Annotated in this window: 21 protein-coding genes, 1 pseudogene and 1 riboswitch; of the genes and pseudogenes, 9 read left to right on the forward strand and 13 right to left on the reverse strand. The window is 69.9% G+C overall.

The features are described 5' to 3' along the window. Positions 1-39 precede the first annotated feature (39 nt). The 3 genes and pseudogenes from OH768_RS30720 to OH768_RS30730 form a co-directional block, all read right to left on the reverse strand. Entirely contained in the window at positions 40-507 is a 468-nt protein-coding gene (locus OH768_RS30720) for a transglycosylase SLT domain-containing protein (protein ID WP_200711651.1), read from the reverse strand. Between the two features lie 5 nt (positions 508-512). After that, positions 513-714, reverse strand: a riboswitch (cyclic di-AMP (ydaO/yuaA leader). Between the two features lie 231 nt (positions 715-945). Beyond that, the gene (locus tag OH768_RS30725; protein WP_406458983.1) at positions 946-2,964 is read right to left on the reverse strand and encodes a CocE/NonD family hydrolase; all 2,019 of its coding nucleotides are present in this window, start codon (positions 2,962-2,964) and stop codon (positions 946-948) included. Between the two features lie 16 nt (positions 2,965-2,980). Further along, positions 2,981-4,484: pseudogene (locus OH768_RS30730) on the reverse strand (peptide MFS transporter). A gap of 208 nt (positions 4,485-4,692) precedes the next feature. On the opposite strand from OH768_RS30730, the gene OH768_RS30735 reads away from it, so the two are divergent. Further along, the gene (locus OH768_RS30735) at positions 4,693-5,703 is read left to right on the forward strand and encodes a polyprenyl synthetase family protein (protein WP_406458985.1); all 1,011 of its coding nucleotides are present in this window, start codon (positions 4,693-4,695) and stop codon (positions 5,701-5,703) included. Between the two features lie 6 nt (positions 5,704-5,709). Here OH768_RS30735 and OH768_RS30740 read toward each other — a convergent pair whose 3' ends face one another. Next, positions 5,710-6,225: a hypothetical protein gene (locus OH768_RS30740; RefSeq protein ID WP_406458987.1), complete on the reverse strand. Its 516-nt coding sequence runs from the start codon at positions 6,223-6,225 to the stop codon at positions 5,710-5,712. Positions 6,226-6,539: 314 nt separating this feature from the next. Here OH768_RS30740 and OH768_RS30745 point away from each other — a divergent pair, with 314 nt between their 5' ends. From OH768_RS30745 to OH768_RS30755, 3 genes are read left to right on the forward strand one after another with little or no spacing between them, the layout of a single operon-like run. Next, positions 6,540-7,754 (forward strand): LolA family protein, encoded by a 1,215-nt coding sequence (locus OH768_RS30745; protein WP_406458989.1) that lies wholly within the window; start codon positions 6,540-6,542, stop codon positions 7,752-7,754. Positions 7,755-7,791: 37 nt separating this feature from the next. Continuing rightward, the gene (locus OH768_RS30750; protein WP_406458991.1) at positions 7,792-8,769 is read left to right on the forward strand and encodes an ABC transporter ATP-binding protein; all 978 of its coding nucleotides are present in this window, start codon (positions 7,792-7,794) and stop codon (positions 8,767-8,769) included. Continuing rightward, positions 8,756-9,625: an ABC transporter permease gene (locus OH768_RS30755; protein ID WP_406458993.1), complete on the forward strand. Its 870-nt coding sequence runs from the start codon at positions 8,756-8,758 to the stop codon at positions 9,623-9,625. The genes OH768_RS30750 and OH768_RS30755 overlap by 14 nt, the downstream gene beginning before the upstream one ends. Positions 9,626-9,634: 9 nt before the next feature. Here the strand turns inward: OH768_RS30755 and OH768_RS30760 are convergent, their stop codons facing one another. Continuing rightward, a complete protein-coding gene (locus OH768_RS30760; RefSeq protein ID WP_406458995.1) occupies positions 9,635-10,225 on the reverse strand; it encodes a flavodoxin family protein in 591 nt (196 codons plus the stop codon). A 99-nt stretch (positions 10,226-10,324) separates the two neighbouring features. Next, a complete protein-coding gene (locus OH768_RS30765) occupies positions 10,325-10,855 on the reverse strand; it encodes a hypothetical protein (RefSeq protein WP_406458997.1) in 531 nt (176 codons plus the stop codon). Between the two features lie 206 nt (positions 10,856-11,061). Between OH768_RS30765 and OH768_RS30770 the strand changes: the two genes are divergently transcribed. Continuing rightward, the gene (locus OH768_RS30770) at positions 11,062-12,477 is read left to right on the forward strand and encodes a tetratricopeptide repeat protein (protein WP_406458999.1); all 1,416 of its coding nucleotides are present in this window, start codon (positions 11,062-11,064) and stop codon (positions 12,475-12,477) included. Between the two features lie 19 nt (positions 12,478-12,496). On the opposite strand, the gene OH768_RS30775 is transcribed toward OH768_RS30770, so the two are convergent. The 3 genes from OH768_RS30775 to OH768_RS30785 form a co-directional block, all read right to left on the reverse strand. Beyond that, complete coding sequence (locus OH768_RS30775; RefSeq protein WP_406459001.1) at positions 12,497-12,979, reverse strand: VOC family protein; 483 nt, start codon at positions 12,977-12,979, stop codon at positions 12,497-12,499. A gap of 67 nt (positions 12,980-13,046) precedes the next feature. After that, entirely contained in the window at positions 13,047-14,039 is a 993-nt protein-coding gene (rarD, locus tag OH768_RS30780) for an EamA family transporter RarD (RefSeq protein WP_406459003.1), read from the reverse strand. 134 nt (positions 14,040-14,173) lie between these two features. Further along, positions 14,174-15,028 carry an SDR family oxidoreductase gene (locus OH768_RS30785; RefSeq protein ID WP_406459005.1) on the reverse strand — a complete coding sequence of 285 codons (855 nt, stop codon included), beginning with the start codon at positions 15,026-15,028 and terminating at the stop codon, positions 14,174-14,176. An 89-nt stretch (positions 15,029-15,117) separates the two neighbouring features. Here OH768_RS30785 and OH768_RS30790 point away from each other — a divergent pair, with 89 nt between their 5' ends. The 3 genes from OH768_RS30790 to OH768_RS30800 all read left to right on the forward strand — a co-directional run bounded on the left by OH768_RS30790 (position 15,118) and on the right by OH768_RS30800 (position 16,645). Next, positions 15,118-15,507 (forward strand): winged helix-turn-helix transcriptional regulator, encoded by a 390-nt coding sequence (locus OH768_RS30790; RefSeq protein WP_406459007.1) that lies wholly within the window; start codon positions 15,118-15,120, stop codon positions 15,505-15,507. Positions 15,508-15,742: 235 nt separating this feature from the next. Further along, a complete protein-coding gene (locus tag OH768_RS30795) occupies positions 15,743-16,303 on the forward strand; it encodes a DUF6082 family protein (protein ID WP_406459009.1) in 561 nt (186 codons plus the stop codon). A gap of 141 nt (positions 16,304-16,444) precedes the next feature. Next, on the forward strand, positions 16,445-16,645 hold the full coding sequence (locus tag OH768_RS30800; RefSeq protein WP_406465510.1) for a hypothetical protein: 201 nt from the start codon (positions 16,445-16,447) through the stop codon (positions 16,643-16,645). 58 nt (positions 16,646-16,703) lie between these two features. Here the strand turns inward: OH768_RS30800 and OH768_RS30805 are convergent, their stop codons facing one another. The 3 genes from OH768_RS30805 to OH768_RS30815 all read right to left on the reverse strand — a co-directional run bounded on the left by OH768_RS30805 (position 16,704) and on the right by OH768_RS30815 (position 20,622). Next, entirely contained in the window at positions 16,704-17,783 is a 1,080-nt protein-coding gene (locus OH768_RS30805) for a 2-oxoacid:ferredoxin oxidoreductase subunit beta (protein WP_406459011.1), read from the reverse strand. Beyond that, positions 17,776-19,713, reverse strand: a complete 1,938-nt coding sequence (locus OH768_RS30810) for a 2-oxoacid:acceptor oxidoreductase subunit alpha (RefSeq protein WP_406459013.1) — start codon at positions 19,711-19,713, stop codon at positions 17,776-17,778. The genes OH768_RS30805 and OH768_RS30810 overlap by 8 nt, the downstream gene beginning before the upstream one ends. Before the next feature lie 249 nt (positions 19,714-19,962). Further along, on the reverse strand, positions 19,963-20,622 hold the full coding sequence (locus tag OH768_RS30815; RefSeq protein WP_026179104.1) for a response regulator transcription factor: 660 nt from the start codon (positions 20,620-20,622) through the stop codon (positions 19,963-19,965). 251 nt (positions 20,623-20,873) lie between these two features. On the opposite strand from OH768_RS30815, the gene OH768_RS30820 reads away from it, so the two are divergent. After that, positions 20,874-21,863 carry a zinc-binding alcohol dehydrogenase family protein gene (locus OH768_RS30820; RefSeq protein WP_406459015.1) on the forward strand — a complete coding sequence of 330 codons (990 nt, stop codon included), beginning with the start codon at positions 20,874-20,876 and terminating at the stop codon, positions 21,861-21,863. A gap of 56 nt (positions 21,864-21,919) precedes the next feature. On the opposite strand, the gene OH768_RS30825 is transcribed toward OH768_RS30820, so the two are convergent. After that, positions 21,920-23,263, reverse strand: a complete 1,344-nt coding sequence (locus OH768_RS30825; RefSeq protein ID WP_406459017.1) for a sensor histidine kinase — start codon at positions 23,261-23,263, stop codon at positions 21,920-21,922. Positions 23,264-23,324 lie beyond the last annotated feature (61 nt).

A 23,324-nucleotide genomic window follows, 5' to 3' on the forward strand; every position in this document is an offset into this window, starting at 1 on the left:
CAGACGCACAAACAACCCGTCGTGACTGGTCCCACGTTTCTAGTAAGCCCCGTAAACGTTGTCGATCGACCCGTACACCGCCGCCGCGTAGTTGCAAGCAGCCGTGATGTTCGCAACCGGGTCATACGGGTCGAACGAAGTCCCGGCAACGTGATACGCGTTGAACGTCGGGTCGATGACCTGGAGCAGCCCCTTCGACGGCGTACCGGCCGCCGCGTTGGAGTCCCAGTTGTTGATCGCGTACGGGTTGCCGGACGACTCACGGATCACGTTCCGGTAGATCCCGTTGTACGTCCCCGGAATCCCCTTCTGCGCCATGATCGCGAGCGACTCACGGATCCACCCGTCAAGGGTGTTGGGGTACCCGGCGACCGTGGTCGACGAGGTCGTGGCGGCCGAGGCGGTGGTCGCCCCCACGACGGGCAGGGCGAGGATCGCGACACCGGTACCGGCGACAACGACACGGCGGACAAGGCGGGCGCGGCGGGACTGAGCGGATGCAGGCATGACGAGGTTCCTCTCCGTCGCCTGCGAGGTGAGCTGTCGGGTTCGGGCTGGGAGGTGCCCGGCCACGCCCTCACGGACGTGACTTAACCCCAAGCCGTCCCGGTCGTGCTGACCGGTCCGGCGACTTACCTGGGTCCCCCGCTCCTGCCGTGCGAGAAGTTCGTGACTGGGATGCCGGGCGGCGGCAGGATTCGGCGTTCCGCTCGACAGGCCCGGAAACTATGCGAGAGCACATGTCCGGAACAAGTGGCGGAATCACACCTAACCCGTATTGACCTTGATCTGAGGCGTATGGGGCAGTTGATCCTTTGCGTAAGCCAAGGTTCAACTGTCAATAGCCGCAAGGGGAAACCTAAAAACACAGGACCACAGGTCACCCACAGAAATACGTGACCCAACTCACGACGGGATTAAGAACGGCAAATCGGGCATTCGTCCTCAACTGGCAGTTCTCGGAATCCTTTTCTCCCAGGTGCGATGAAAGATCACTTCGCTGCCCTCGGTGCAGATCACCTCATTCGAGGTAATAAAGTCCGTTTCGTCGCAAGTGATCTCGGACCGCGTGCGCACGGTCGTGTCCCATCCCAGCTCCGGCCGATGCAGCCGGATCGTCCAATCGGACCGCGTACGGGCGGACAACGGATCCGACTCGTCGATCGTGTACGTCTCCAGCGCGTCCTCGGTGAACTCAAGCCCGTCCGGATACACACGCGTGCCGCCGTACCGGGGATCCACCTCCAGCCGCCACTCGCCCTTCGCCACGTCCCGCACGACCAGCCGCTCGGGCCGCGGCTCGTCCAGCGTGGCCGGGTAGTTGACCCCGATCGGCGCGGCCTCCTCGGGCTCGTCGAAGCGAATGTCGTAGGTCAACTCCCGCTCCCGCACGGGAAGTTCCAGCGCACTCCCCTCCGGATCCAACGTGAACCCCGCCCCCGACTCCGGCTGCGGCCAGATCCACGGCCAGTACGCCGACGACACCGCGAGCCGGATGCGATGCCCGGGCGGGAACGCGTGCCCGATGGCGTTCAGCTCGAAGGTCACGTCCTCCGTGGCGCCCGGCGTCCACGGCACCGCCCGGTCCCGCCCGTGCCGAGCCGACAGGTTCAGCACCCCCCGGGTGACCAGCGTCGAGGAACCGTCCGGGGCGACATCGCACAGCCGGGCGATCACCTGCCCGCGCTCCACCTCACTCGTCAGCCGCAGCCGCACCCTCGGCCGCCCCAGCACCCACGTCTCGGCCGGCACCTCGAACTCGAAGCACGCCGACCGCGCGTCCTCGTCCCGCTGGTCCGGCGGCAGGTCGGCGTCGTTCCCGAACGGGAAGAAACGGCCCGCGTCCACACCGGTGTGCATGGGGGAGCGGACCACGACGGGCGCGCCCCGCAGACCGTACGTCGTCGTCTTCACGTGCGGCGAGGGCCACGCGGGCTCGCCGACCCAACGGCCGGGCAGGGTGTCGTAGACCGTGGCCGGAGGATGCGAGTCGCTGACGTAGGCGCGCAGGAGCGGGTCGGCGGTGACTCCGGTGTCCCCCGTGCCGGAGGCACTGTCGGATGCAGGCTTCAGCCAGTGGTCCCACCAGCGGAGGGTCTCCTGGAGGAAGCCGATCGCGGGTCCTGGCGGCAGGCCCCGGTCGGGGTACTGGTGGGACCACGGCCCGATCAGGCCGCGCACCCGGTCGGGCGGGAGGTGTTCGACGAGCCGTAGGACCGTGTCGCGGTACGGGTCGTGCCAGCCGCCCACCGCGAGGACGGCCGCCCGGATCGCGCCGTAGTCCTCGCAGACGCTGCCGTGCTTCCAGTAGTCGTCGCGGAGCTGGTGGGCGAGCCAGGTGTGGATGAACGGGTCGATCCGTTCGAGGCGCTTGAGCCACATGTCGCGCCAGATCAGGCCCGCGTACTCGGGGTCCGGCGGGCGGGCGACGAAGGCGAGCATGGTGGCCGCCCAGGCGTGCAGGTCGACGGCGAGGGCCGAACCGCCCATGTAGTGCACGTCGTTGTCGTAGCGGTCGTCCGTGGCGCAGACCGTGACGATCGCCTTCAACGGCTCCGGGGCGAGGGCGGCGATCTGGAGGGAGTTGAAGCCGCCCCAGGAGATGCCGAACATGCCCACCTTTCCGGTGCACCAGGGTTGTGCGGCAAGCCAGTTGACGACCTCGACGCCGTCGGCGAGTTCCTGCGCGTCGTACTCGTCGCCGGGTGTGCCCTCGCTGTTGCCGTGGCCGCGGACGTCGACGCGGACGGAGGCGTAGCCGTGGCCCGCGTACCAGGGGTGGCGCTGGGCGTCGCGGGGCGCGGTCCAGTCGGTCAGGCGGTACGGGAGGTATTCGAGGAGCGCCGGCACGGGTTCGTTCGTCAGCGGGCGCCACACGCGCGCGTAGAGCCGTGTTCCGTCGGGCATCGGGATGCGGATGTCCTCGTGGGCCGTCTCGTTGGGGAAGGACGTACGGATGCGCATGAGGGGACCCCTCGGTTCAGTGGGCCGGGTGCATGGTGCGGCGCAGCCAGGGCGCGGCGGCCATCACCGCGAGGCCCGCGGCCACCGCGATCGCGCCGTTGACGCCGAAGTAGGCCGGCTTGAAGACGTCGTCGTAGAGCTTCACCGTCTGGGCCTGGATGCCGTTCGCGAGGGCGAGGGACAGGAACCAGAGGGACATGGTCTGGCTGGAGAACGCGGCCGGGGTGAGCTTCGTGGTGGCCGACATGCCGGAGGTCTCCAGGAGGATGTCGCCGAGGCCGAGCAGGAAGTACGAGCCGACGATCCACCAGGCCGACATCCGGTAGGCGTCGCCGCTGTGCCCGCTGGTCGGCAGGACCATCAGCAGGAAGGAGAGTCCGCCGAGGACGACGCCGATCGCGATCTTGTTGGAGGCGTGCGGCCGGCCACGCCCCATGCGGACCCGGAGCGCGGCGACCACGGGCGCGAGCCCGACCTCGAAGGCGCCGAGCGCGCTTGCGTACCAGCTCGCGGGGAAGTCGAAACCCAGGATGGTCGTCTCGGCGTTCGACGCGGCCAGCAGCATCATCGTCGAATAGGCCTGGAAGAGAATGAAAGTTGAAGACGGTCGAGGCCAGGAAGAGCACGATGTACGGGCGCAGTCGGCCGCGTTCCTCGGGGGTCACCCGGGGGCTCATGAACATCACCGCGAAGTACACGACGGGCGCGATCACGGAGATCACCGTGAGCAGGTCGACGAAGCGGCCCATGGTGAGCCACCCGGCGAGGGCCAGGCCGGTCGCGAGGACGGCGGCCACCAGGATTCCTACGACGACGAGCCGCACCGCGCGGCACAGCGCGTCCGGTGCGAGTGCGAACTCGGCCGTGTTTGTGCGCCCGGCGAGATGACGGCGGCCGGCGACGTACTGGATCAGTCCGAAGGTCATGCCGATCGCGGCGGCCGAGAAGCCCCAGTGCCAGCCCTCGTGGTCGCCGAGCCAGCCGGTGATCAGCGGGCCCGCGAACGCGCCGATGTTGATGGCCATGTAGTAGAGCGCGAAACCGGCGTCCCGGCGCTCGTCGTCGGTGCGGTAGAGCTTGCCGACCATGGTGGCCACGTTGGGTTTGAGCAGGCCGGTGCCGGCGCTGATGAGACCGAGGCCGACCCAGGTCATCGTGGAGGTCGGGACCGCCATCGCGTAGTGCCCGCACGCGATGAGGACACCGCCCCACAGCACCGCCCGGTACGAGCCGAGGATGCGGTCGGCGAGCCAGCCGCCCGCGACCGAGACGAGATAGACCAGGGTTCCGTAGGCTGCGGATACGGATGCGGCCGTTCCGGACGACATGCCCATGCCGCCGTGCGCGACGGTATCCGCGAAGCAGAGGACGAGGATGGCCTGCATGCCCAGGAACGAGAAACGCTCCCAGACCTCGAGACCGGAGAGCGTGAGCAGCCCCTTGGGCTGGCCGAAGAAGGCGTGGTCGTCCCCGGGAGGCGGCTGGTCGGCGGGCTCGGCTTCAAGTGCGGTACGAGACACGATCCACGGCTTCCACCTAAGTCAACACATATCCGTTCTTATCAGGTGATCAAAAACATACCGGTCATGATCCGATACCGCCTGGGGTGGACGGGGTGGGCGGCATGGGTGATCGAAAGCCGACCGGATACGCTGACTTGAGTGATGGCAGCGACCTATCGACAATCCGTGTGACCGCCCAGGGACACCAGCAGACAGGAGACCCCTCGTGACCGTCGTCGGGCCGTTCGGGCTGAGCGTGCGGGACCAGGCTCTGGAAGCCGATGTCCAGGCCGGAATGGCGGCAGTCGAGGAGGGTCTGCTCGAAGCCACCAAGAGCGAGGTGCCCTTCATCACGGAGGCCGCCCAGCATCTCGTGCGCGCGGGCGGGAAGCGGTTCAGGCCGCTCCTCGTGATGCTCGCCGCACAGTTCGGCGATCCCTACGCGCCGGGGGTCGTCCCCTCGGCGGTAGTCGTCGAGCTGACCCATCTCGCCACGCTCTACCACGACGACGTGATGGACGAGGCGGCCGTGCGCCGGGGCGTGGAGAGCGCCAACACCCGCTGGGGCAACTCGGTCGCGGTCCTCACCGGCGACTTCCTCTTCGCGCGCGCGTCGCACACCCTGGCCGACCTCGGGCCCGAGGCGGTGCGCGTGCAGGCCGAGGCGTTCGAACGCCTGGTCACCGGCCAGATCCTGGAGACCGCGGGACCCTCGGACGGGCGCGACCCGGTCGAGCACTATCTCGACGTGCTCGGCGGCAAGACCGGCTCCCTGGTCGCGGTCGCCTGCCGGTTCGGCGCGATGATGTCCGGCTGCGACGAGACCGTCGTCGACGTCCTCACCCAGTACGGCGAGCGGCTCGGCGTCGCCTTCCAGCTCGCCGACGACGTCCTGGACATCGCCTCCGACGGCCACGAGTCCGGCAAGACCCCCGGCACGGACCTGCGCGAGGGCATCCCCACCCTGCCGGTGCTACGGCTGCGGGAGCGCGCGGACCGCCTGGGCCTGGCCGAGGACATCGCCCTGTGCGAACTCCTCGACTCCGACCTCACGGACGACGCCCGCCTCGCCGAGGCCATCTCCCGGCTCCGGGACCACCCGGCCCTGGAGCAGGCCCGCCGCGACACCGTCCGCTACGCGGAGGACGCCCGCGCGGCCCTCGCCCCGCTCCCCGAGTGCGCCGCCAAGGTCGCCCTCCTGGAGATGTGCGACGCGGTGGTGCACCGCGCGGGCTGAGCCGGTTCAGTAGCCACTGCCTCCCGTGCTGGAGGAGGCGGCTGCCGTGGCCTTCGCCCCGGTGGGCGTCACCGCCCACCAGGTGCCGTCCACGCCCTGGCCGTAGGCCTCCTTGGGCTTGTCGTCCTTGGCGTACCGGTAGAGGGGCCAGCCGGCCAGCGTGAGCTGTGAGGTCCCGCCGGCGCGCTTGACCGTCGAGACGAGCTTCTTGTCGATGCCCTTGACGGTGACGGAGCCCTTGACGGTCGCGGCGGGCCAGACCACGGCGCAGGTGCCGTAGCAGCTGACCTTCGTCGGGTGGACCGAGTCGGCGTCGAAGCGGTAGAGGACGTACCCCTTGCTGTCGGTCACGACGGTGCCCACCTTGTCGACCTTGGCGGTCATGAGGGTCGTCCCCGCGGTGGCCGTGGCCGTAGTGCCGGCCGAGCCGCCGCTTCCACTGCTTCCGCATCCGGCGAGCGCGAGTGCGAGGATCGCGGCGCCCGTGGCCGCGTATCCGGTGAGGTGCTGGGTGGTGTGCATGGCGACCCCTTTGGTCGATGCGGTCTGCTGCCACCCATATGTACGCATTCAAGATGGTTTCTACTCGATGCCGGTCAACTGCCCTGTGCGGGCGACGGCTTCCCCTAGGGGTTTCGGGGAGGCGCCGCCTCCGCGTGTCATACCCCAGGTGTACGCGGAGTTGGCTCCCGGGTCTGACGCTTATCCCTCGCGGATTTGGTCAGATGGAGAACACGGAAATCACCACTCCTCACCGATTCGGGTGAGAATGGCGGCACAGAGTGGGACGAGTACAGGACGCGAAGGCCGCCGCCGACGACGGAGGTAAGGCAGACATGGCACCGTACGAAACCGACGACAGCACGGACACCGGAGAGGCCGACGAGCTCCGGTCCGGGCGGCGCAGGGCGGCGCGGTACATCGTCCCGGTCACCGTGGTGGGGGTGGCGGCGGCGACCATCGGACTGGTCCCGGCGCTCGCCGACTCCGGCGACCCGAATCTCCCGAAGATCACCGCACAGCAACTCCTCGACAAGGTCGCCAAGTCGGACGTCCAGCAGCTGTCCGGCACGGTGAAGATCAGCACGGACCTCGGCCTGCCCGACCTCGGCGGCCTGGAGAGCAGCATGCTGTCCGGCGCCACGAAGTCCGGCGACGGCTCCTCCGCCGACCCCACCGCCAAGCTCACCGAGCTGGCCACCGGCACCCACACCCTGCGCGTCGCGGCCGACGGCCCCGACAAGCAGAAGGTCTCCCTCCTGGAGAACGCGGCGGAGTACAGCCTCATCCACAACGGCAAGGACGTCTGGGGCTACGACAGCCAGTCGAACGAGGTCTTCCACGGCACGACCTCCGCCGACACCTCCAAGAGCGACGAGACCAGGGCCACGCCCAAGGGCCTCACCGACGAGGCGCTGAAGTCGGTCGACGACACCACCTCGGTCACCGTCGACGGCACCGAGCACGTCGCGGGCCGCGACGCCTACAAACTGCTGATCAAGCCCAAGCAGTCCGGCACGACGGTCGGCGCGATCAGCATCGCGGTGGACGCGAAGACCGGCCTGCCGCTCAAGTTCACGCTCACCCCGGCGAGCGGCGGCGCGGCCGTCGTCGATGTCGGCTTCACCCAGCTCAGCCTCGCCAAGCCGGCCGCCTCGACCTTCGACTTCAAGACGCCCAAGGGCGCGAAGGTCACCACGGAGGACAGCGCGGACGCCACCAAGACGGCTCCGGACCACTCCTCCAAGTCCGGCAAGTCCGAGGACGACCTCGGCAAGGGCCTCGCTGACCCGACGGTCCTCGGCAAGGGCTGGAACTCCATCGCCGTCCTCGACACCGGCGGCAAGGGCATCCCGACCGGCTCCTCGTCCGGCGGCGGCGACCTCGGCGGCTTCCTCAGCTCGCTCGGCGACCAGGTGAAGGGCTCGTTCGGTTCGGGCACGGTCTACTCGACCCGGCTGATCAACGCCCTGGTCACGGACAACGGCAAGGTCTACGTCGGCGCGGTCACCAAGAGCGCGCTGGTGAAGGCGGCCGACGCGGCGAAGTAGGCAAGTACCCTGTGGAGCACGGGAATTGAGGGAGCCGATGGACGAACCGTCCGCTGAGGAGACGGAACAGGCGGACGCGGGTGGCGGCGGCATCATCGCCACCCGCGGCCTCACCAAGCGCTTCCGCGGCGGACAGCTCGCCGTGGACGGTCTCGACCTGGCCGTCCCGGCGGGCAGCGTCTTCGGCTTCCTCGGTCCCAACGGATCCGGCAAGACCACCACCATCCGCATGCTGATGGGCCTGATCGAGCCCACCTCCGGCACGGCCCGCGTCCTCGGCCGCCCCATGCCGAGATCCGTCCGCACGGTCCTGCCGCACGTCGGCGCCCTGATCGAGGGCCCCGCCCTGTACGGCTTCCTCTCCGGCCGCGACAACCTCCTGCGCTACGACGCCGCCGACCCGACCGCCGACCCGCGCACCCGGCGGACCCGTGTCGCCGCCGCCCTCGACCGGGTCGGCCTGACAGCGGCCTCCGGGAAGAAGGCCAAGGCCTACTCCCTGGGCATGAAGCAGCGGCTGGGCCTCGCCTCCGCACTGCTCCAGCCCCGCAAGCTGCTCGTCCTGGACGAGCCGACCAACGGCCTCGACCCGCAGGGCATGCGCGAAATCCGTTCCCTGATCCGGGAGTTGGCCTCGGACGGCACGACGGTCTTCCTCTCCTCCCACCTCCTGGACGAGATCGAGCAGGTCTGCACCCACGCGGCCGTGATGACCCAGGGCAGACTGATCACCCAGGGCTCGGTGACCGAGCTGGCGGCCGGGGCGAGGGGGCGGCTGTTCGTGACGACCCCCGACACCGGCGACGCGGCCCGCGTGCTGAAGGAACAGGGGCTGGCCGACGTGGTCGTGGCGGAGGAGCGGGTGACGGCGGAGCCGCCGGACCGTGAACTGGCCGAGGTGAACAAGGCGTTGGTGACCGCCGGGGTCCGCGTCCGCGGCTTCGGCGTCGAACGGGCCTCCCTGGAGGACGCGTTCGTGGCGCTCACGGGGGAGGGCTTCGATGTCGCAGGCTGAAGTGCTGCGCAGAGTCAGCCCGTTGTGGACCTTCGGACTGCTGCGCAGCGAGCTGGTCACCACGTTCCGCCGCTGGCGCACGCTCGCACTCCTCGGCGTCCTGGCCGCCGTCCCGATCCTGGTCGGCATCGCGGTCAAACTGGAGACACAGGACGGGGCCGGGCCCGGGCGCGGGGACGGCGGGGGACCGGCGTTCATCGCGCAGATCACCAACAACGGCCTGTTCCTGGTGTTCACCGCCCTGGCCGCGACCCTCCCGTTCTTCCTCCCCATGGCGATCGGGGTCGTCGCGGGCGACGCGATCGCCGGCGAGGCCAGCGGCGGCACCCTGCGCTACCTCCTGGTCGCCCCCGCGGGCCGCACCCGACTGCTGCTCACCAAGTACGCGACGGTGATGACGTTCTGCCTGGTGGCGACCCTGGTCGTGGCGCTCTCGGCGCTGACGGTCGGGGCGCTGCTCTTCCCGCTGGGTGACCTGACGACGATCTCCGGCACCCAGATCAGCTTCGCGGACGGACTGGGCCGGGCGTTGCTGATCGCGCTGGTGGTCGCCGCCTCCCTCATCGGTATAGCGGCCCTGGGGCTCTTCATCTCGACGATGACGAGCAGCGGCATCGCGGCGATGGCGACGACCGTGGGCCTGCTGATCACCGTCCAGATCCTCGACCAGATCCCCCAACTGCACGCGCTCCAGCCGTACTTCTTCTCCCACTACTGGCTGTCCTTCGCCGACCTCATGCGCGACCCGGTCTACTGGGACGACCTGGTGAAGAACCTCGGCCTGCAGGTGCTGTACGCGGCGGTGTTCGGCTCGGCGGCGTGGGCGAGGTTCACGGCGAAGGACATCACGGCGTAGTGGCCGCTCTCAGTCTCCGCTCGTCTCGTGCGGGAAGCGGGCGAGGGCCGCGTCCCGCGCGAAGAACGTCTTCGCCCGGGCCAGTGCCCGCTCGTCCTTCATTACGTCACCCCGGTCGCTGCCGTTGCCCAGCAGGACCCCGCCGAAGCGCATCTTCATGTACGCGGCCGAGTTGTTGAGCGTGCCGACCAGCGGATCGGCGACCACCTCTTCCTCCTCGGCGAGGACGGAGACGCCCCAGAGGGTGCGGCCGGCCATCGTCGCCCTGAAGTCGGCGCCGGGGACCCGCAGCCAGCCGGACCAGTAGTCCAGGTAGCGCTTGGTGAGGCCGGACACGGAGTACCAGTAGACCGGCGAGGCGATCACGACGTCCGTCGCGGCGAGGGTCGCGTCGAGGAGCCGCGTGGCGTTGTCGGCGGTGGGCGCCTGGACGGGGCCGTCGTGCCGGAGGTCCACGAAGTCGGGGAGCGGATGCTCGGCGAGGCGTATCCACTGCTGCTCGACGTCCGGGGGCAGCTGCTCGGCGGCCCGGCGGGCGAGCAGTTCGGTGTTGCCGTCGGTGCGGGCGCTGCCCAGGACGAAGAGGAAACGGCGGGTCATGGGTCCCCCAGGGATGGTCGGCGCGCGGGTGTTATAGCCGTCTGCATTATATGCGCGCGCAATTAATTGTCCATCGTGCGCATGGGGGTACCCGGGGTGTCAGCGAGGGTGGCGGTCCGCCCCCGTGAGCCGGACCAGCGCCTCGGTCTCGCGGGGCGGCTCACCGCTCAGATCGCCGAGCCGCCAGGCCGGTACCCAGGGCACCCGGTACACGTCGATGACCGACTCGATCGTTTTGACGTACGCGGCGAGCTCGCGCGGCAGCCGCCCCGGCGCGTCCGCGACCAGGACCACCGCGTCGAGGTCCAGCCCGGCCGGCGCCGCACCGCGCCGGAACACCTCCACGGCCCGCGAGACGGACGCCAGCCCGGCCGCGTGCGTACGGGCGACGAACAGCACCGACGGCGGGTCCTCCGGCCCGGGCCAGTCGCGACCGCAGTCCTGACCGCCGTAGACCGCCGTGAGGGTGGTGACGCCGGCGCCGCCGTGGGTGGCGACCCAGGAGAAACGGCGCGGGGAGGCGGGGATACTGGAGACACGCCCGGGCGCCGCAGGTGTGCCCGTGCGTGGACCGTCGTCCACCGGTCCACGGAGCCAGATCTCCGGCCCCCGCCGTCCACCTGTCTGCATGACCGAGCTCCTCCCTCGTGGCCCCGCCGGATCCTCACGGCCTCCGAACGGGCGCGACGGGTCCGGGAACTCCTGGGACGAGGCTGTGACGTCGCGGTGACCTGAGAACCGGAAGGGAACGGCGAGACTCAACAGTACGCGTACGAACGGATCTTGACGCTGGGGAGCGCCGGCCGGCTCCCCGGCGCATGCGAGTGAGGGAACCGATGTCTCGACTCAGCCGCGAGAAGAAGCGGGAACAGAAGCGAGCGGCACGCTCGGCACCCGCGGCGTCACCCTTCGAGGTACGCGTCCCCGTGGACGGCCCGGGCGCGGGCGGCGCGTCGATCGGCGGCGTGCCGGTCACCGTGCCCCCGGGCGAGGAGATCCAGCAGGTGGTCCTGACCCACCTCCACCGCATCGCCACGGCCACCGGCCACCCCGTCCACGCCACGATCCACGACGACCGCATCGGTTATGTCGTCCCCCTCCAGATCGACCTGGACGGCTCTACGCACTTCACGGCGGAGCCGCGGGCGACGGGGGGCGCGGCAGGGGTGGGCGAGATCGCTGCGGCGCCCTCGGGTACCGGTGCGCCGGCGGGCTTTCCTCCGCCGCAGCCCGCGCTTCCGCCTGCGCTTCCGCCCGCGTCGGCGCCCGCAGGGGTCGTAGCAGCGGAGCGGCACCCGGAGCCGGAGCGGGAGCCCGAGGACCGCCTTCCGGGCGGCGACCCGGCGACGCATCGGCTGCGGGCGGTGCCGGTGCAGGAACCGGAAGGAGGGGCGGCGGGGCCGGTGGTCCCGACGTTCCCGTTGCGGGCGGTGCCCGAGTCGGCGGGGGAGACTGCGCCGACGTTCCCCCTGCCCGCCGTACCGGAACCGGCACAGACCGGCACACCGCTCGGTTCGGTCCGGCCCCCGACGGGGCAGTTCGGCCCGCCGCCGAGCATGGACGGTCCGCCGCGGGCCCTGCCCGCCCTTCCGCCGGTCGCGGACGCACCGCCGGTCGCCGCGGAACGGCTTCCCTTTACTGCTGAGCGCGCCCCCCAACCCGCCCCCGCCCCCATCCCCGACCTGGTACTCACCGCCCCCGAACCGGATCCCAAGCCGACGCCCGCCCGCGGCTTCGACGCGGTGGCCGAGGCCGTGCTCGGGGACGATCCGATGGTGACCGCCGGTGAAGGTGTCGCGTTTCTCGCGGAGCCGATGGCGCTGATCAACGAGGCCGTGAAGGCGGGCCGGATCGAGGAGGCGGCGTCGCTGGCGGAGCGGACCGTGGACGAGGCCGCCGACGCCCTCGGGCCCGACCACCTCGAAGTACTGCGGCTGCGCGAACTCACCTCCTACATCGCCTACTTGGCCGGTGACCCGGTCCGCTCCTTCCACCTCTCCCTCGACCTCGCCGGCATCCGCCACCGCGCCCACGACGCGGAGGGCGCCTACGGCAACGTCCAGAGCGCGGCCACCGCCTGGCGCGCCGTACGCGACCCCGGGCAGGGCCTGTCCCTCGGCCGCGCCCTGATCGACCTGTGGACCGAACTCACCACCGAGGACGGCCCCGCCGTCGACGACATCGAGCAACTGGAGTCCGCCCGCGCCCGCATGGGCCGCCTCACCGAACGCGCCCGCCGGGCCGCCGACTGAACCCCGTCGCCGGAAAGGCCTACGACACGCAGAACTCGTTGCCCTCGGGGTCCGCCATCACCACCCACGCGCCGGCGGGCTCCGACACCTGGCGCAGCACGCTCGCCCCCAGCCCCGTCAGCCGTTCCACCTCGGCCTCCCGCCGTCCTTCCCCCGGATGCAGATCGATGTGCAGCCGGTTCTTGACGGTCTTCGCCTCCGGCACCCGCTGGAACAGCAGCCGCCGGCCGAGCCCGGTGCCGCGCTCCTTGTCGTACGGGTCGTCGGGATGCCGTACGGCCATCAGGTCGCGGAAGGCCGGGCGGCCGTGGAAGTCGACGGTCGCGGCGGCGGGCAACGCGCCCAGTTCCAGGAGCCGTTCGACGAGCGCGCTGTTGTCCTCGGCCTCGTAGTGCAGCGCGGCGGCCCAGAAGTCCGCCTGCGCGTGCGGGTCGGCGGCGTCGATGACGAGCTTCCAGTGGACCGGGGCGGGGGTGCCTGTCGGCGCGGGAGTCTGTGTCATGCCTTCCACTGTGGCACCCGGCACTGACAGCCGGCGCGGACAGGACGTGCCCGTCGCGCCCGCCGGACTACGCCTCGACCGTGTCGACCGTGTCCACCGGGTTCGTACGCGCGGTCGCGGCCCTGTCCTTCAAGACCGCCGCCGCTGCCGCCCTGCCCCTCCGTGCCGTGCGCCACGCGTCCGTCGTCAGCAGGACGAGGGCCAGCCACACCAGTGCGAAGCCCGCCCAGCGTGCGGGCGGCATGGACTCGTGGAAGTAGAGGATGCCGAGCAGGAACTGGAAGACCGGTGCCAGGTACTGCAGCAGGCCCAGCGTCGACAACGGCACCCGGATCGCCGCCGCGCCGAAGCAGACGAGGGGCAGTGCGGTGACGATGCCGGTGGAGGCGAGCAGCGCGGCGTGTCCGGCGCCCTCCTGCGCGAACGTCGCCCGGCCGTGTGCGCCCAGCCACAGCAGATAGCCGAGCGCGGGCAGGAACTGGATCGCGGTCTCCGCGGCCAGTGACTCGATGCCGCCGAGGTTGACCTTCTTCTTCACCAGGCCGTAGGTCGCGAAGGAGAAGGCGAGGCAGAGGGAGATCCACGGCGGCTGTCCGTAGCCGACGGTCAGCACGATCACGGCGGCGAGACCGACGCCGACCGCGGCCCACTGCGCCGGGCGCAGCCGTTCCTTCAGGAGCAGGACGCCGATCGCGATGGTGACGAGGGGGTTGATGAAGTAGCCGAGCGAGGCCTCGACGACATGGCCGCTGTTCACGGCCCAGATGTAGACGCCCCAGTTGACGGTGATGAAGCCCGCGGCGATCGCGACGAGCCCCAACTTACGTGGCTGGCGCAGCAGTTCGCCGATCCAGGCCCAGCGTCGGACCACGAGCAGCGCCACGACGACGAAGGCGAGCGACCACACCATCCGGTGGGCGAGGATCTCGGCGGCGCCGGCCGGCTTGAGCAGCGGCCAGAACAGCGGGACCAGTCCCCACATGCCGTATGCCGCGAAGCCGTTCAGCAGCCCTATGTGGTGCTGTTCGCCCTTCGGCCTCCCGCTCGGCTTCTCGCTCACGGGCCCCTCCTTCGCGCGCCATGCCCCGGCTGCGTCGGTGCAACCTGCACGAAGGTAGCGCCGAGCGCCCCCGTCTGTCATGCCCGTATCGCCATACGGTCATGACAGACGGGGGTGCTCCCGTGTGGGCGGTGTCAGCCCTTGAGCGCGACGGCGATCGCCTCGGCGATCGGCGTGGTCGGACGGCCGGAGAGCCGGGACAGGTCACCGGTGGCGACGACCAGCTCGCCCTTCTCGATGGAGGCGTCGACACCGGCGAGGATCGCCGCGAACGGCTCGGGCAGGCCGGCGCCGGTGAGGATGCCGATGAGGACCTCGCCGGGGACGTTGTTGTGGGCGATCTCCTTGCCGGTCTGCCGGCTCAGCTCGGCCGCGTACTCGGCGAAGCCCCAGGCCTCGTCGCCGCCCAGCTCGTACGTCTGGTTCTCGTGGCCCTCGCCGGTCAGTACGGCGACGGCGGCAGCGGCGTAGTCGGCGCGGGCGGCGGAGGAGACCCGGCCGTCACCGGCGGCGTTCACGACGGCGCTGTGCTCCAGGACCGGGGCCAGCTGCTCGGTGTAGTTCTCGTTGTACCAGCCGTTGCGCAGCAGGGTGTACGGCAGGCCGGAGGCGAGCAGCGCCTCCTCGGTGCCGCGGTGGTCGTCGGCCAGGGCGGCGGTGAGGGAGCCGGGGGCGCTGGTGTAGGCGAGGAGGGCGGCTCCGGCGGCCTTCGCGGCGTTGATGACGACCTTGTGCTGCTCGACCCGCCCCTTGTCGAACTCGTTGCCGGAGATCAGCAGCACCTTGTCGCCGGCGGCGAAGACGGAGTCGAAGGTCTCCGGGGCGTTGTAGTCGGCGACGACGATCTTCACGCCGCGCTCGGCGAAGTCGGCGGCCTTCTCCGGGGTGCGCACGACAGCGGTGACCTGGTCGGCCGGAACCTTCTCCAGCAGCTGTTCCACGACGAGGCGGCCGAGGTGTCCGGTGGCTCCGGTGACGACGATGCTCATGATGACTACTCCTTGTGGGGTGCGATGGCACTAACCCTAGGAGGTGCGCTAACTCAGCGAAAGTACCCACTTTGAAGTAAGGTACCGGCATGGCAGTAAGTAGCGAGGTGGCAGGCAAGGACACCGTGGGCGCGGTGATGTGCCCGTACCGCCTGGTCCTGGAACACGTCACGTCCCGCTGGGGCGTCCTCGTCCTCATCGAACTCCTCGACCGCCCGTACCGCTTCAGCGAACTCCGCCGGGCGATCGGCAACGTCAGCGAGAAGATGCTGACCCAGACGTTGCAGACGCTTGAGCGGGACGGCCTGGTACATCGCGACGCCAAGCCGGTGATCCCGCCGCGGGTCGACTATTCGTTGACCGACCTGGGCCACGAGGCGGCGGAACAGGTGCGGGCGCTGGCGCTGTGGACGGAGTCGCGGATGGGGGAGGTGGAGAAGGCGCGGGAGGATTATGACGCACGGAAGAGGGGGCTCTGAGCAGGAGCGATGCGGTGTGCCCCGGGCGACTGAGGGCATGTGCACGGCGCCAGGGGGCACACATATGTCAGGGCGTTGGTCGACATGTGAGACACAACCATCCATGCGCCCCCTCTCCGCCTCCGCGCCGACTTGAGTTGCAGGGCACGCTGGAGGTGGGGTGCGCGACTGCTGTGCCCAGCCCGCGTTCCCCCTGGTCGGATCGCGGGTCACCAGATCAGGGGGATGCCGTCACATGCCCACACGGAATTCGGCCGCGCGAAGTATCGGTTCTGCAGTGGTGGCGGGACTGGCGTGGATGCGTTCTCCTTTCGTCGGCGGGGCCCGGCGCAGGAGTCAGGACGAGTTCTTCGCGGAGCTGCTGCGGCAATTGGCGCGCATGACCGAGGAGGTGCACCGCGCCAACCTGATCCAGGAATACCGCATCGCCATGGAGCAGATGGACCGGACGATCGACGACCCTTCGCTGGCCGACGCGCGGAGCACGCTGGGCGGGATCTCCGACGCCAAGCGTCGACAGATGATCTTCGCCAACCGCCAGTACGCGTCTCTCCTCCTGTCCTATCGCATAGGGACGTTCGGCTGGGGAGAACTCCTCGGCCATCTGAGAATTCTCTGTAGGAACTCCCTTTTCGCGGAATATTGGGACCGGACGGGCGAGCATCGCAGAAGTCTTCCGGTCGACTCGCTGGAACGGCGCGTCGGTGAAGCGCTGGACAGCATCATGGAAGAGCTTGCGGATGAACCGGATGAATGGTGGGTTGTGGGGCATTCAGGGGAACCGCCATGCCCCTGACGTGCGGCTCGATGCAAAATGCGATGTCATTCGCGGTTATAGTTGTCCGGAATAATAATTGTTCCGTCCAACAGAAGGCTCCGAGTGCTCAGCGAACTTGCCGCAGCTGCCATTGTCCGTCGCCTCGGAGACCCGCCCAGTATGCGAGGCAGTCACACAAATGAGACTTGCCCCGACCTATTCGAACTAAGTGACGGAAATTTCGCCGTCATCGGCACGGACCGCACCGAAGAACTCGATGCCCTCCTCCCGCCCGACGCCGCCCGCGCCGACTATGAGCGCATCGTCGTTATCACCAGAGATACCCTTATCCGGGCAAAGCGTGACATTCCCGACGTGTGATCCGGGCGGACACAAGGGCCTGGGCGTCGTACCCAGGCCCTTCGCGTGACCGGAACCGTCAGCCCACGACAGTCCAGGTGTCCCCGCCCGCCAACAACGCGGCCAGGTCACCCTTCCCGTTCTGCACGATCGCGGAGTCGAGCTGGTCCGCCATCTGTGTGTCGTACACCGGCCGCTCCACCGACCGCAGCACCCCGATCGGCGTGTGGTGCAGCGTGTCGGGGTCGGCCAGGCGGGACAGGGCGAAAGCTGTCGTCGGAGACGTTGCGTGGGCGTCGTGCACCAAGACCTGCGCCTCGTTCTCCGGCGTCACGTCGACCACCCTCAGGTCACCTGTCGCCGCATCCCGCACCACACCCCGCGCGCCCTCCGCCCCGAAGCGGATCGGCTGTCCGTGTTCGAGGCGGATCACCGCCTCCTCGGCCTGCTGGCGGTCCTTCAGCGCGTCGAAGGCGCCGTCGTTGAAGATGTTGCAGTTCTGGTAGATCTCGACCAGGGCGGTGCCGGGGTGGGCGGCGGCCTCGCGCAGGACCTGCGTCAGGTGCTTGCGGTCCGAGTCGATCGTCCGGGCCACGAACGACGCCTCCGCGCCGATGGCCAGGGATACCGGGTTGAACGGGGCGTCCAGCGAACCCATCGGCGTCGACTTCGTGATCTTTCCGACCTCCGAGGTCGGCGAGTACTGGCCCTTCGTCAGGCCGTAGATCCGGTTGTTGAACAGGAGGATCTTCAGGTTCACGTTGCGGCGAAGGGCGTGGATCAGGTGGTTGCCGCCGATCGACAACGCGTCGCCGTCGCCCGTCACCACCCACACCGACAGGTCCCGCCGGCTCGCCGCCAGGCCCGTCGCGATCGCCGGGGCGCGGCCGTGGATGGAGTGCATGCCGTACGTGTTCATGTAGTACGGGAAGCGGGAGGAGCAGCCGATGCCGGAGACGAAGACGATGTTCTCCTTGGCGAGGCCCAGTTCCGGCATGAAACCCTGGACCGCCGCGAGGACCGCGTAGTCACCGCAGCCGGGGCACCAGCGCACTTCCTGATCGGACTTGAAGTCCTTCATGGACTGCACTGCCTCGGCCTTGGGGACGAGCGAAAGTGCTTCGATCGTGCCCGTGCCTTCCGTGGACGTCTCAGCCATCGATGGCCTCCTTGAGAGCCGTGGCGAGCTGCTCAGCCTTGAACGGCATGCCGTTCACCTGGTTGTACGAGTGCGCGTCCACCAGGTACTTCGCCCGGACCAGCGTGGCGAGCTGGCCGAGGTTCATCTCGGGGATCACCACTCTCTCGTAACGCTTCAGGACCGCGCCGAGATTCCGCGGGAAGGGATTGAGGTGGCGCAGGTGCGCCTGTGCGATCGACTCGCCGGAGGCGCGCAGGCGCCGTACCGCCGCCGTGATCGGGCCGAACGTGGAGCCCCAGCCGAGGACCAGCGTGCGCGCCTCGTGCGGGTCGTCGACCTCCAGATCCGGCACGTCGATGCCGTCGATCTTGGCCTGCCGGGTGCGGACCATGAAGTCGTGGTTGGCGGGGTCGTAGGAGATGTTGCCCGTGCCGTCCTGCTTCTCGATGCCGCCGATGCGGTGTTCCAGGCCGGGCGTGCCGGGGATCGCCCAGGGGCGGGCGAGGGTCTGCGGATCGCGTTTGTAGGGCCAGAAGACCTCGGTGCCGTCGTCCAGGGTGTGGTTCGGGCCCTGGGCGAACTGGACGGTGAGGTCCGGGAGTTCGTCGATGTCGGGGATGCGCCAGGGCTCGGAGCCGTTGGCGAGGTAGCCGTCCGAGAGGAGCATCACCGGGGTGCGGTACGTCAGTGCGATCCGTGCGGCTTCGAGCGCCGCGTCGAAGCAGTCGGCCGGCGTGCACGGGGCGACGATGGGCACCGGTGCTTCGCCGTTGCGGCCGTACATCGCCTGAAGCAGGTCCGCCTGCTCGGTCTTGGTCGGGAGGCCGGTGGACGGGCCGCCGCGCTGGATGTCCAGGATGAGGAGGGGGAGTTCGAGGGAGACGGCGAGACCGATCGTCTCCGACTTCAGGGCCACCCCCGGGCCGGACGTGGTGGTGACGGCCAGCGAGCCGCCGAAGGCCGCGCCCAGTGCCGCGCCGATGCCGGCGATCTCGTCCTCGGCCTGGAAGGTCCGTACGCCGAAGTTCTTGTGCCTGCTGAGTTCGTGCAGGATGTCGGAGGCCGGGGTGATGGGGTACGAGCCCAGGAAGAGCGGCAGGTCCGCCTGCTGGGACGCGGCGACCAAGCCGTAGGACAGGGCGAGGTTCCCGGAGATGTTGCGGTAGGTGCCGGTCGGGAACGCGGTGGCGGCCGGGGCGACCTCGTAGGAGACCGCGAAGTCCTCCGTCGTCTCGCCGAAGTTCCAACCCGCCCTGAACGCCGCGATGTTGGCCGCCGCGATCTCCGGCTTCTTCGCGAACTTCGACTTGAGGAACTTCTCCGTGCCCTCGGTCGGCCGGTGGTACATCCACGACAGCAGGCCCAGCGCGAACATGTTCTTGCTGCGCTCGGCCTCCTTGCGGGTCAGGCCGAAGTCCTTGAGCGCCTCGACGGTGAGGGTGGTGAGCGGGACGGGGTGCAGGCTGTAGCCGTCCAGCGACCCGTCGTCGAGGGGCGAGGCGGCGTAACCCACCTTCTGCAGCGCCCGTTTGGTGAACTCGTCCGTGTTGACGATGACCTCCGCACCGCGCGGCACATCGGCGATGTTCGCCTTCAGGGCGGCCGGATTCATCGCGACCAGCACGTTGGGCGCGTCGCCCGGGGTCAGGATGTCGTGGTCGGCGAAATGCAGCTGGAACGACGAAACCCCCGGCAGGGTGCCTGCGGGGGCGCGGATCTCGGCCGGGAAGTTCGGCAGTGTGGAGAGGTCGTTCCCGAAGGACGCCGTCTCCGAGGTGAAGCGGTCACCGGTGAGCTGCATACCGTCGCCCGAGTCACCGGCGAACCGGATGATCACCCGGTCCAGGCGGTGGACGTCCTTCACCCCCGCCGGTTTGCGTTGTTCCCCGACCAACGTGCTGTCGGCTCCGTCGGCCTGCTCCGCTGGGCTACTGACCTGGCTGGTCACTGAACTGGACCTCCTCTTCGAGGACGCTGTCCGGGCATGGTCGAACCGCCGACCCTCCCAGGATCAACCCTACGTCCGTAAGGGTCGCCTTCCTTGGGCCGTTCGCATGTTGGACGCTATTTTGAGACGGCTTGACAACCTGACTTGTCATGATTTCTCGCCCCCCGACGCTTCCCTTGAAGACGCTCCCCATGCATTGTCCGGTTCTAGGCTCGGCTAACGGCTGATGTCTGACACCGTGTCAGTTTGTCAGGAGTTGAGGTAGGTGAGGACGGCCAGAACACGCCGGTGGTCCCCGTCACTCGGCGACAGCCCCAGCTTCAGGAAGATGTTGCTGACGTGCTTCTCGACCGCGCCGTCGCTCACCACCAGCTGCCGGGCTATCGCGGAGTTCGTCCGCCCCTCCGCCATCAGCCCCAGTACCTCCCGCTCCCGCGGGGTGAGCCGCACCAGCACGTCCTGCTTGCGGCTGCGCCCCAGCAACTGCGCGACCACCTCCGGGTCCAGCGCCGTACCCCCCGAGGCCACCCGCACCACCGCGTCGACGAACTCCCGCACCTCGGCCACCCGGTCCTTCAGCAGATAGCCCACGCCATGGGTGGAACCGGCCAGCAGCTCGGTGGCGTAGCGCTCCTCCACGTACTGCGACAGCACCAGCACACCGAGACCGGGATGCGCCTTGCGCAGCTCCACCGCCGCCCGCACGCCCTCGTCCGTGTGCGTCGGCGGCATCCGTACGTCCGCCACCACCACGTCCGGCAGCGCGCCCTGGTCGGCCAGCTCGGTGATCGTCTTGACCAGCGCGTCCCCGTCGCCCACGCCGGCCACCACGTCGTGCCCGCGGTCGGTCAGCAACCGGGTCAGGCCCTCCCTCAGCAGCACTGAGTCCTCGGCGATGACCACCCGCACCCTGTCCTCCACGATGTTCGGCCCCCCATAGCCCGCCCTGCCCGTCCGCGCCCTGTTCGCGTCCGTCCGCACGACAAGTCCAGCATTCCAGTATTCGGACCGCGATGCGCCCGGGCGAGTGGAATTCGGACCGGGCGCGCCCCCGGAGGGCCGGAATAGAGACAGGAGATCGCAGGTTTCGGCCTTCCGCACGACCCGGTCCCGATCACCGGGCACCGGGCACCGGGCACTCGACACGGAGGGGTGGGCCCATGCGGGCGAGCGCGTTCAAGGAGACCGGCGGACCGGAGGTACTGCGCCTCGTGGACCTCCCCGACCCCGAGCCGGGCCCCGGCGAGGTCCTGATCCGCGTCGCCTACGCCGGCGTCAACTACGGCGAGATACAGCACCGCCTCGGCGACTTCGGCGAACCCGACGGCGAGACCGTCACGGGCCTGGAGGCATCCGGCCGGGTGGCGGCCCTGGGCGAGGGCGTCACGGGAGTGTCGGTCGGCGACGCGGTGACGGCGTACCTCCCGGACGGCGGAGGCTACGCGGAGTACGCCGTAGCCCCGGCCGCCTTCACCTTCCCGCTCCCGGACGGCCTCGACCCGCGTACGGCCGGCGGCGCAGCGCTCGTCCTGACGACGGCCTACGGCGTACTGGCCGGCGCCGCCCGCATCGCCCCCGGCGACACGCTCCTCGTCCACGCGGCGGCGGGCGGTGTCGGCGGGGCGGCGGCGCAGCTCGCCCGGGCGCTGGGAGCCACCGAGGTCTACGGCACCGTCAGCACCCCGGAGAAGGCGGAGTACGCCCGCCGCTCCTTCGGCTACGACGAGGTCTTCGTCCGCGAGGGCTTCCCCGAGGCGGTCCTCGCGGCCACCTCCGGCCGGGGCGTCGACATCGTCCTCGACCCGGTCGGCGGCCCCACCCGGCTGGCGAGCTTCGAGGTCCTGGCCCCGTTCGGCCGCCTCGCGGTCTACGGCGAAGCGGCCCGCCACCCCGACCTCCAACTCCCCGTCCTCCCGATCTGGAAGAACAACCGCACCCTCACCGGCTACAACATCGGCGACCTCGCCCGCCGCGCCCCCGCGACGGTACGTGCCCACGCGCTCAGCGCACTGGCACTGGCCGCCTCCGGTGCCGTACGGATCGATGTCACGGAGGAGTACGGGCTCGCGGACGCGGCGGAGGCGCACCGGTTGTTGGGGGAGGGGCGGAACCGGGGGAAGGTGGTACTCGCCGTGGCGGACCCGGCGTAGGCGCGTGCCGTGGGCCCGGGGTGTCTCCGGGCCCACGGCACGATCGTGGTCGGCGCTCAGCCCCGCCAGGGCAGTTCCGCCGTGATCCGGGTCGGCCCGCCCGCCGGTGAGTCGACCACGAGGATCCCGTCCACCGCGTCGAGCCGCCCGGCGAGACCGGCCAACCCGGAACCGCCGGAGGCATCCGCGCCGCCCGCCCCGTTGTCCACGACCTGCAGCATCAGCCGGTTCTCCACCCGCCACACGTCCACCGCCGCCCAGGTGGCCTTCGCGTGCTTGCTGATGTTCTGCAGCAGCTCGGAGACGGTGAAGTACGCGATGCCCTCGATCGCGGCGGCCGGCCGCGACGGCAGGTCCACGTCCACCTTCACCGGCACCGTGCAGCGCGAGGCGACGGAGGAGAGGGCCGCGTCGAGTCCGCGGTCGGTGAGTACGGCGGGGTGGATTCCGCGGGCCAGGTCCCGCAGCTCCTGCAGCGCCGTCTTCACCTCGCCGTGCGCCTCGCCCACCATCCGCGCCGCGGCCTGCGGGTCCTCCGTCAGCTTCTCCTTGGCCAGCCCCAGATCCATGGCCAGCGCCACCAGCCGGGCCTGCGCCCCGTCGTGCAGATCGCGCTCGATGCGTCGCAGATCCGCCGCCGCCGTGTCGACCACGACCCCCCGGTCCGACTCCAGCTCCACGACCCGCGTCGCCAGCGTCGACGGCCCGAGCAGCCCGTGCACCATCACCCGGTCCACCATCGTCAGCGCCCGCACGATCCACGGCGTGGCCAGCGTGAACAGCAGTCCCACCAGCGCGGTCACGGTGATCTCGAAGGGGTTGTCCAGATAGATCTGGTGCTGCCCGTCGCCGTAGAGCTGAAGGCCGCCCTGGCCGCCGTACATCGGGAAGAGCCAGAACCACAGCGGGTACGTCAGCAGGGCCCAGCCGTAGGCCCAGAAGTTGAGGGCGACGACGAAGGAGAAGACCGCCCACGGGAAGTGCAGCACCGCGTACAGCAGATGGCGCCAGGACGTGCCGGACTTGAGGACGGCGCCCATCCAGGCCATCGGGCCGTTCTTCCTCATCCGCAGCGGCTCGGGGTCGGCGACGTCCAGGTCGAGCAGCCGGCGGGCCCGCGCCCGCTCCAGCGCGCCGAAACCGCGGCAGCCGGCCAGGGCTCCCGCCAGGACCGGTACGCCGAGGAAGGTGACCAGCAGGCCCGCGCCCAGCGCCACCATCGTGATCGCGTAGGTGAAGAGCATGACGCTGACCGGCAGGCTCAGCAGTACGTATCCGAACTCGCGCCAGCTGCGCGCCGCCAACGGCGCGCGCAGCGCGGCCGGCAGCCGGCGCCGGCGCCGCTCGTCGAGGTCGAACGTGCCGTGCGATCCGTACCCCTGTCCGTACTCCGTGGCCATCGGCGTAGTCCTGTCCTAGTCGTCCGCCTGCTCGCGCAGTCGGGTGGTTTCCGCAGCCGTG

Origin of the sequence: Streptomyces sp. NBC_01622 (genome assembly GCF_045209635.1) — a bacterium.
Lineage (GTDB): Bacteria > Actinomycetota > Actinomycetes > Streptomycetales > Streptomycetaceae > Streptomyces.

Coding starts and splice junctions, on each gene's coding strand:
- OH768_RS30765 (WP_406458997.1), bottom strand. CDS start 10,855: ATGCAGACAGGTGGACGGCGGGGGCCGGAGATCTGGCTCCGTGGACCG.
- OH768_RS30785 (WP_406459005.1), bottom strand. CDS start 15,028: ATGAGCATCGTCGTCACCGGAGCCACCGGACACCTCGGCCGCCTCGTC.
- OH768_RS30770 (WP_406458999.1), top strand. CDS start 11,062: ATGTCTCGACTCAGCCGCGAGAAGAAGCGGGAACAGAAGCGAGCGGCA.
- OH768_RS30750 (WP_406458991.1), top strand. CDS start 7,792: ATGGACGAACCGTCCGCTGAGGAGACGGAACAGGCGGACGCGGGTGGC.
- OH768_RS30760 (WP_406458995.1), bottom strand. CDS start 10,225: ATGACCCGCCGTTTCCTCTTCGTCCTGGGCAGCGCCCGCACCGACGGC.
- OH768_RS30720 (WP_200711651.1), bottom strand. CDS start 507: ATGCCTGCATCCGCTCAGTCCCGCCGCGCCCGCCTTGTCCGCCGTGTC.
- OH768_RS30800 (WP_406465510.1), top strand. CDS start 16,445: ATGCGAGGCAGTCACACAAATGAGACTTGCCCCGACCTATTCGAACTA.
- OH768_RS30755 (WP_406458993.1), top strand. CDS start 8,756: ATGTCGCAGGCTGAAGTGCTGCGCAGAGTCAGCCCGTTGTGGACCTTC.
- OH768_RS30775 (WP_406459001.1), bottom strand. CDS start 12,979: ATGACACAGACTCCCGCGCCGACAGGCACCCCCGCCCCGGTCCACTGG.
- OH768_RS30825 (WP_406459017.1), bottom strand. CDS start 23,263: ATGGCCACGGAGTACGGACAGGGGTACGGATCGCACGGCACGTTCGAC.
- OH768_RS30740 (WP_406458987.1), bottom strand. CDS start 6,225: ATGCACACCACCCAGCACCTCACCGGATACGCGGCCACGGGCGCCGCG.
- OH768_RS30725 (WP_406458983.1), bottom strand. CDS start 2,964: ATGCGCATCCGTACGTCCTTCCCCAACGAGACGGCCCACGAGGACATC.
- OH768_RS30820 (WP_406459015.1), top strand. CDS start 20,874: ATGCGGGCGAGCGCGTTCAAGGAGACCGGCGGACCGGAGGTACTGCGC.
- OH768_RS30790 (WP_406459007.1), top strand. CDS start 15,118: ATGGCAGTAAGTAGCGAGGTGGCAGGCAAGGACACCGTGGGCGCGGTG.
- OH768_RS30805 (WP_406459011.1), bottom strand. CDS start 17,783: ATGGCTGAGACGTCCACGGAAGGCACGGGCACGATCGAAGCACTTTCG.
- OH768_RS30745 (WP_406458989.1), top strand. CDS start 6,540: ATGGCACCGTACGAAACCGACGACAGCACGGACACCGGAGAGGCCGAC.
- OH768_RS30795 (WP_406459009.1), top strand. CDS start 15,743: ATGCCCACACGGAATTCGGCCGCGCGAAGTATCGGTTCTGCAGTGGTG.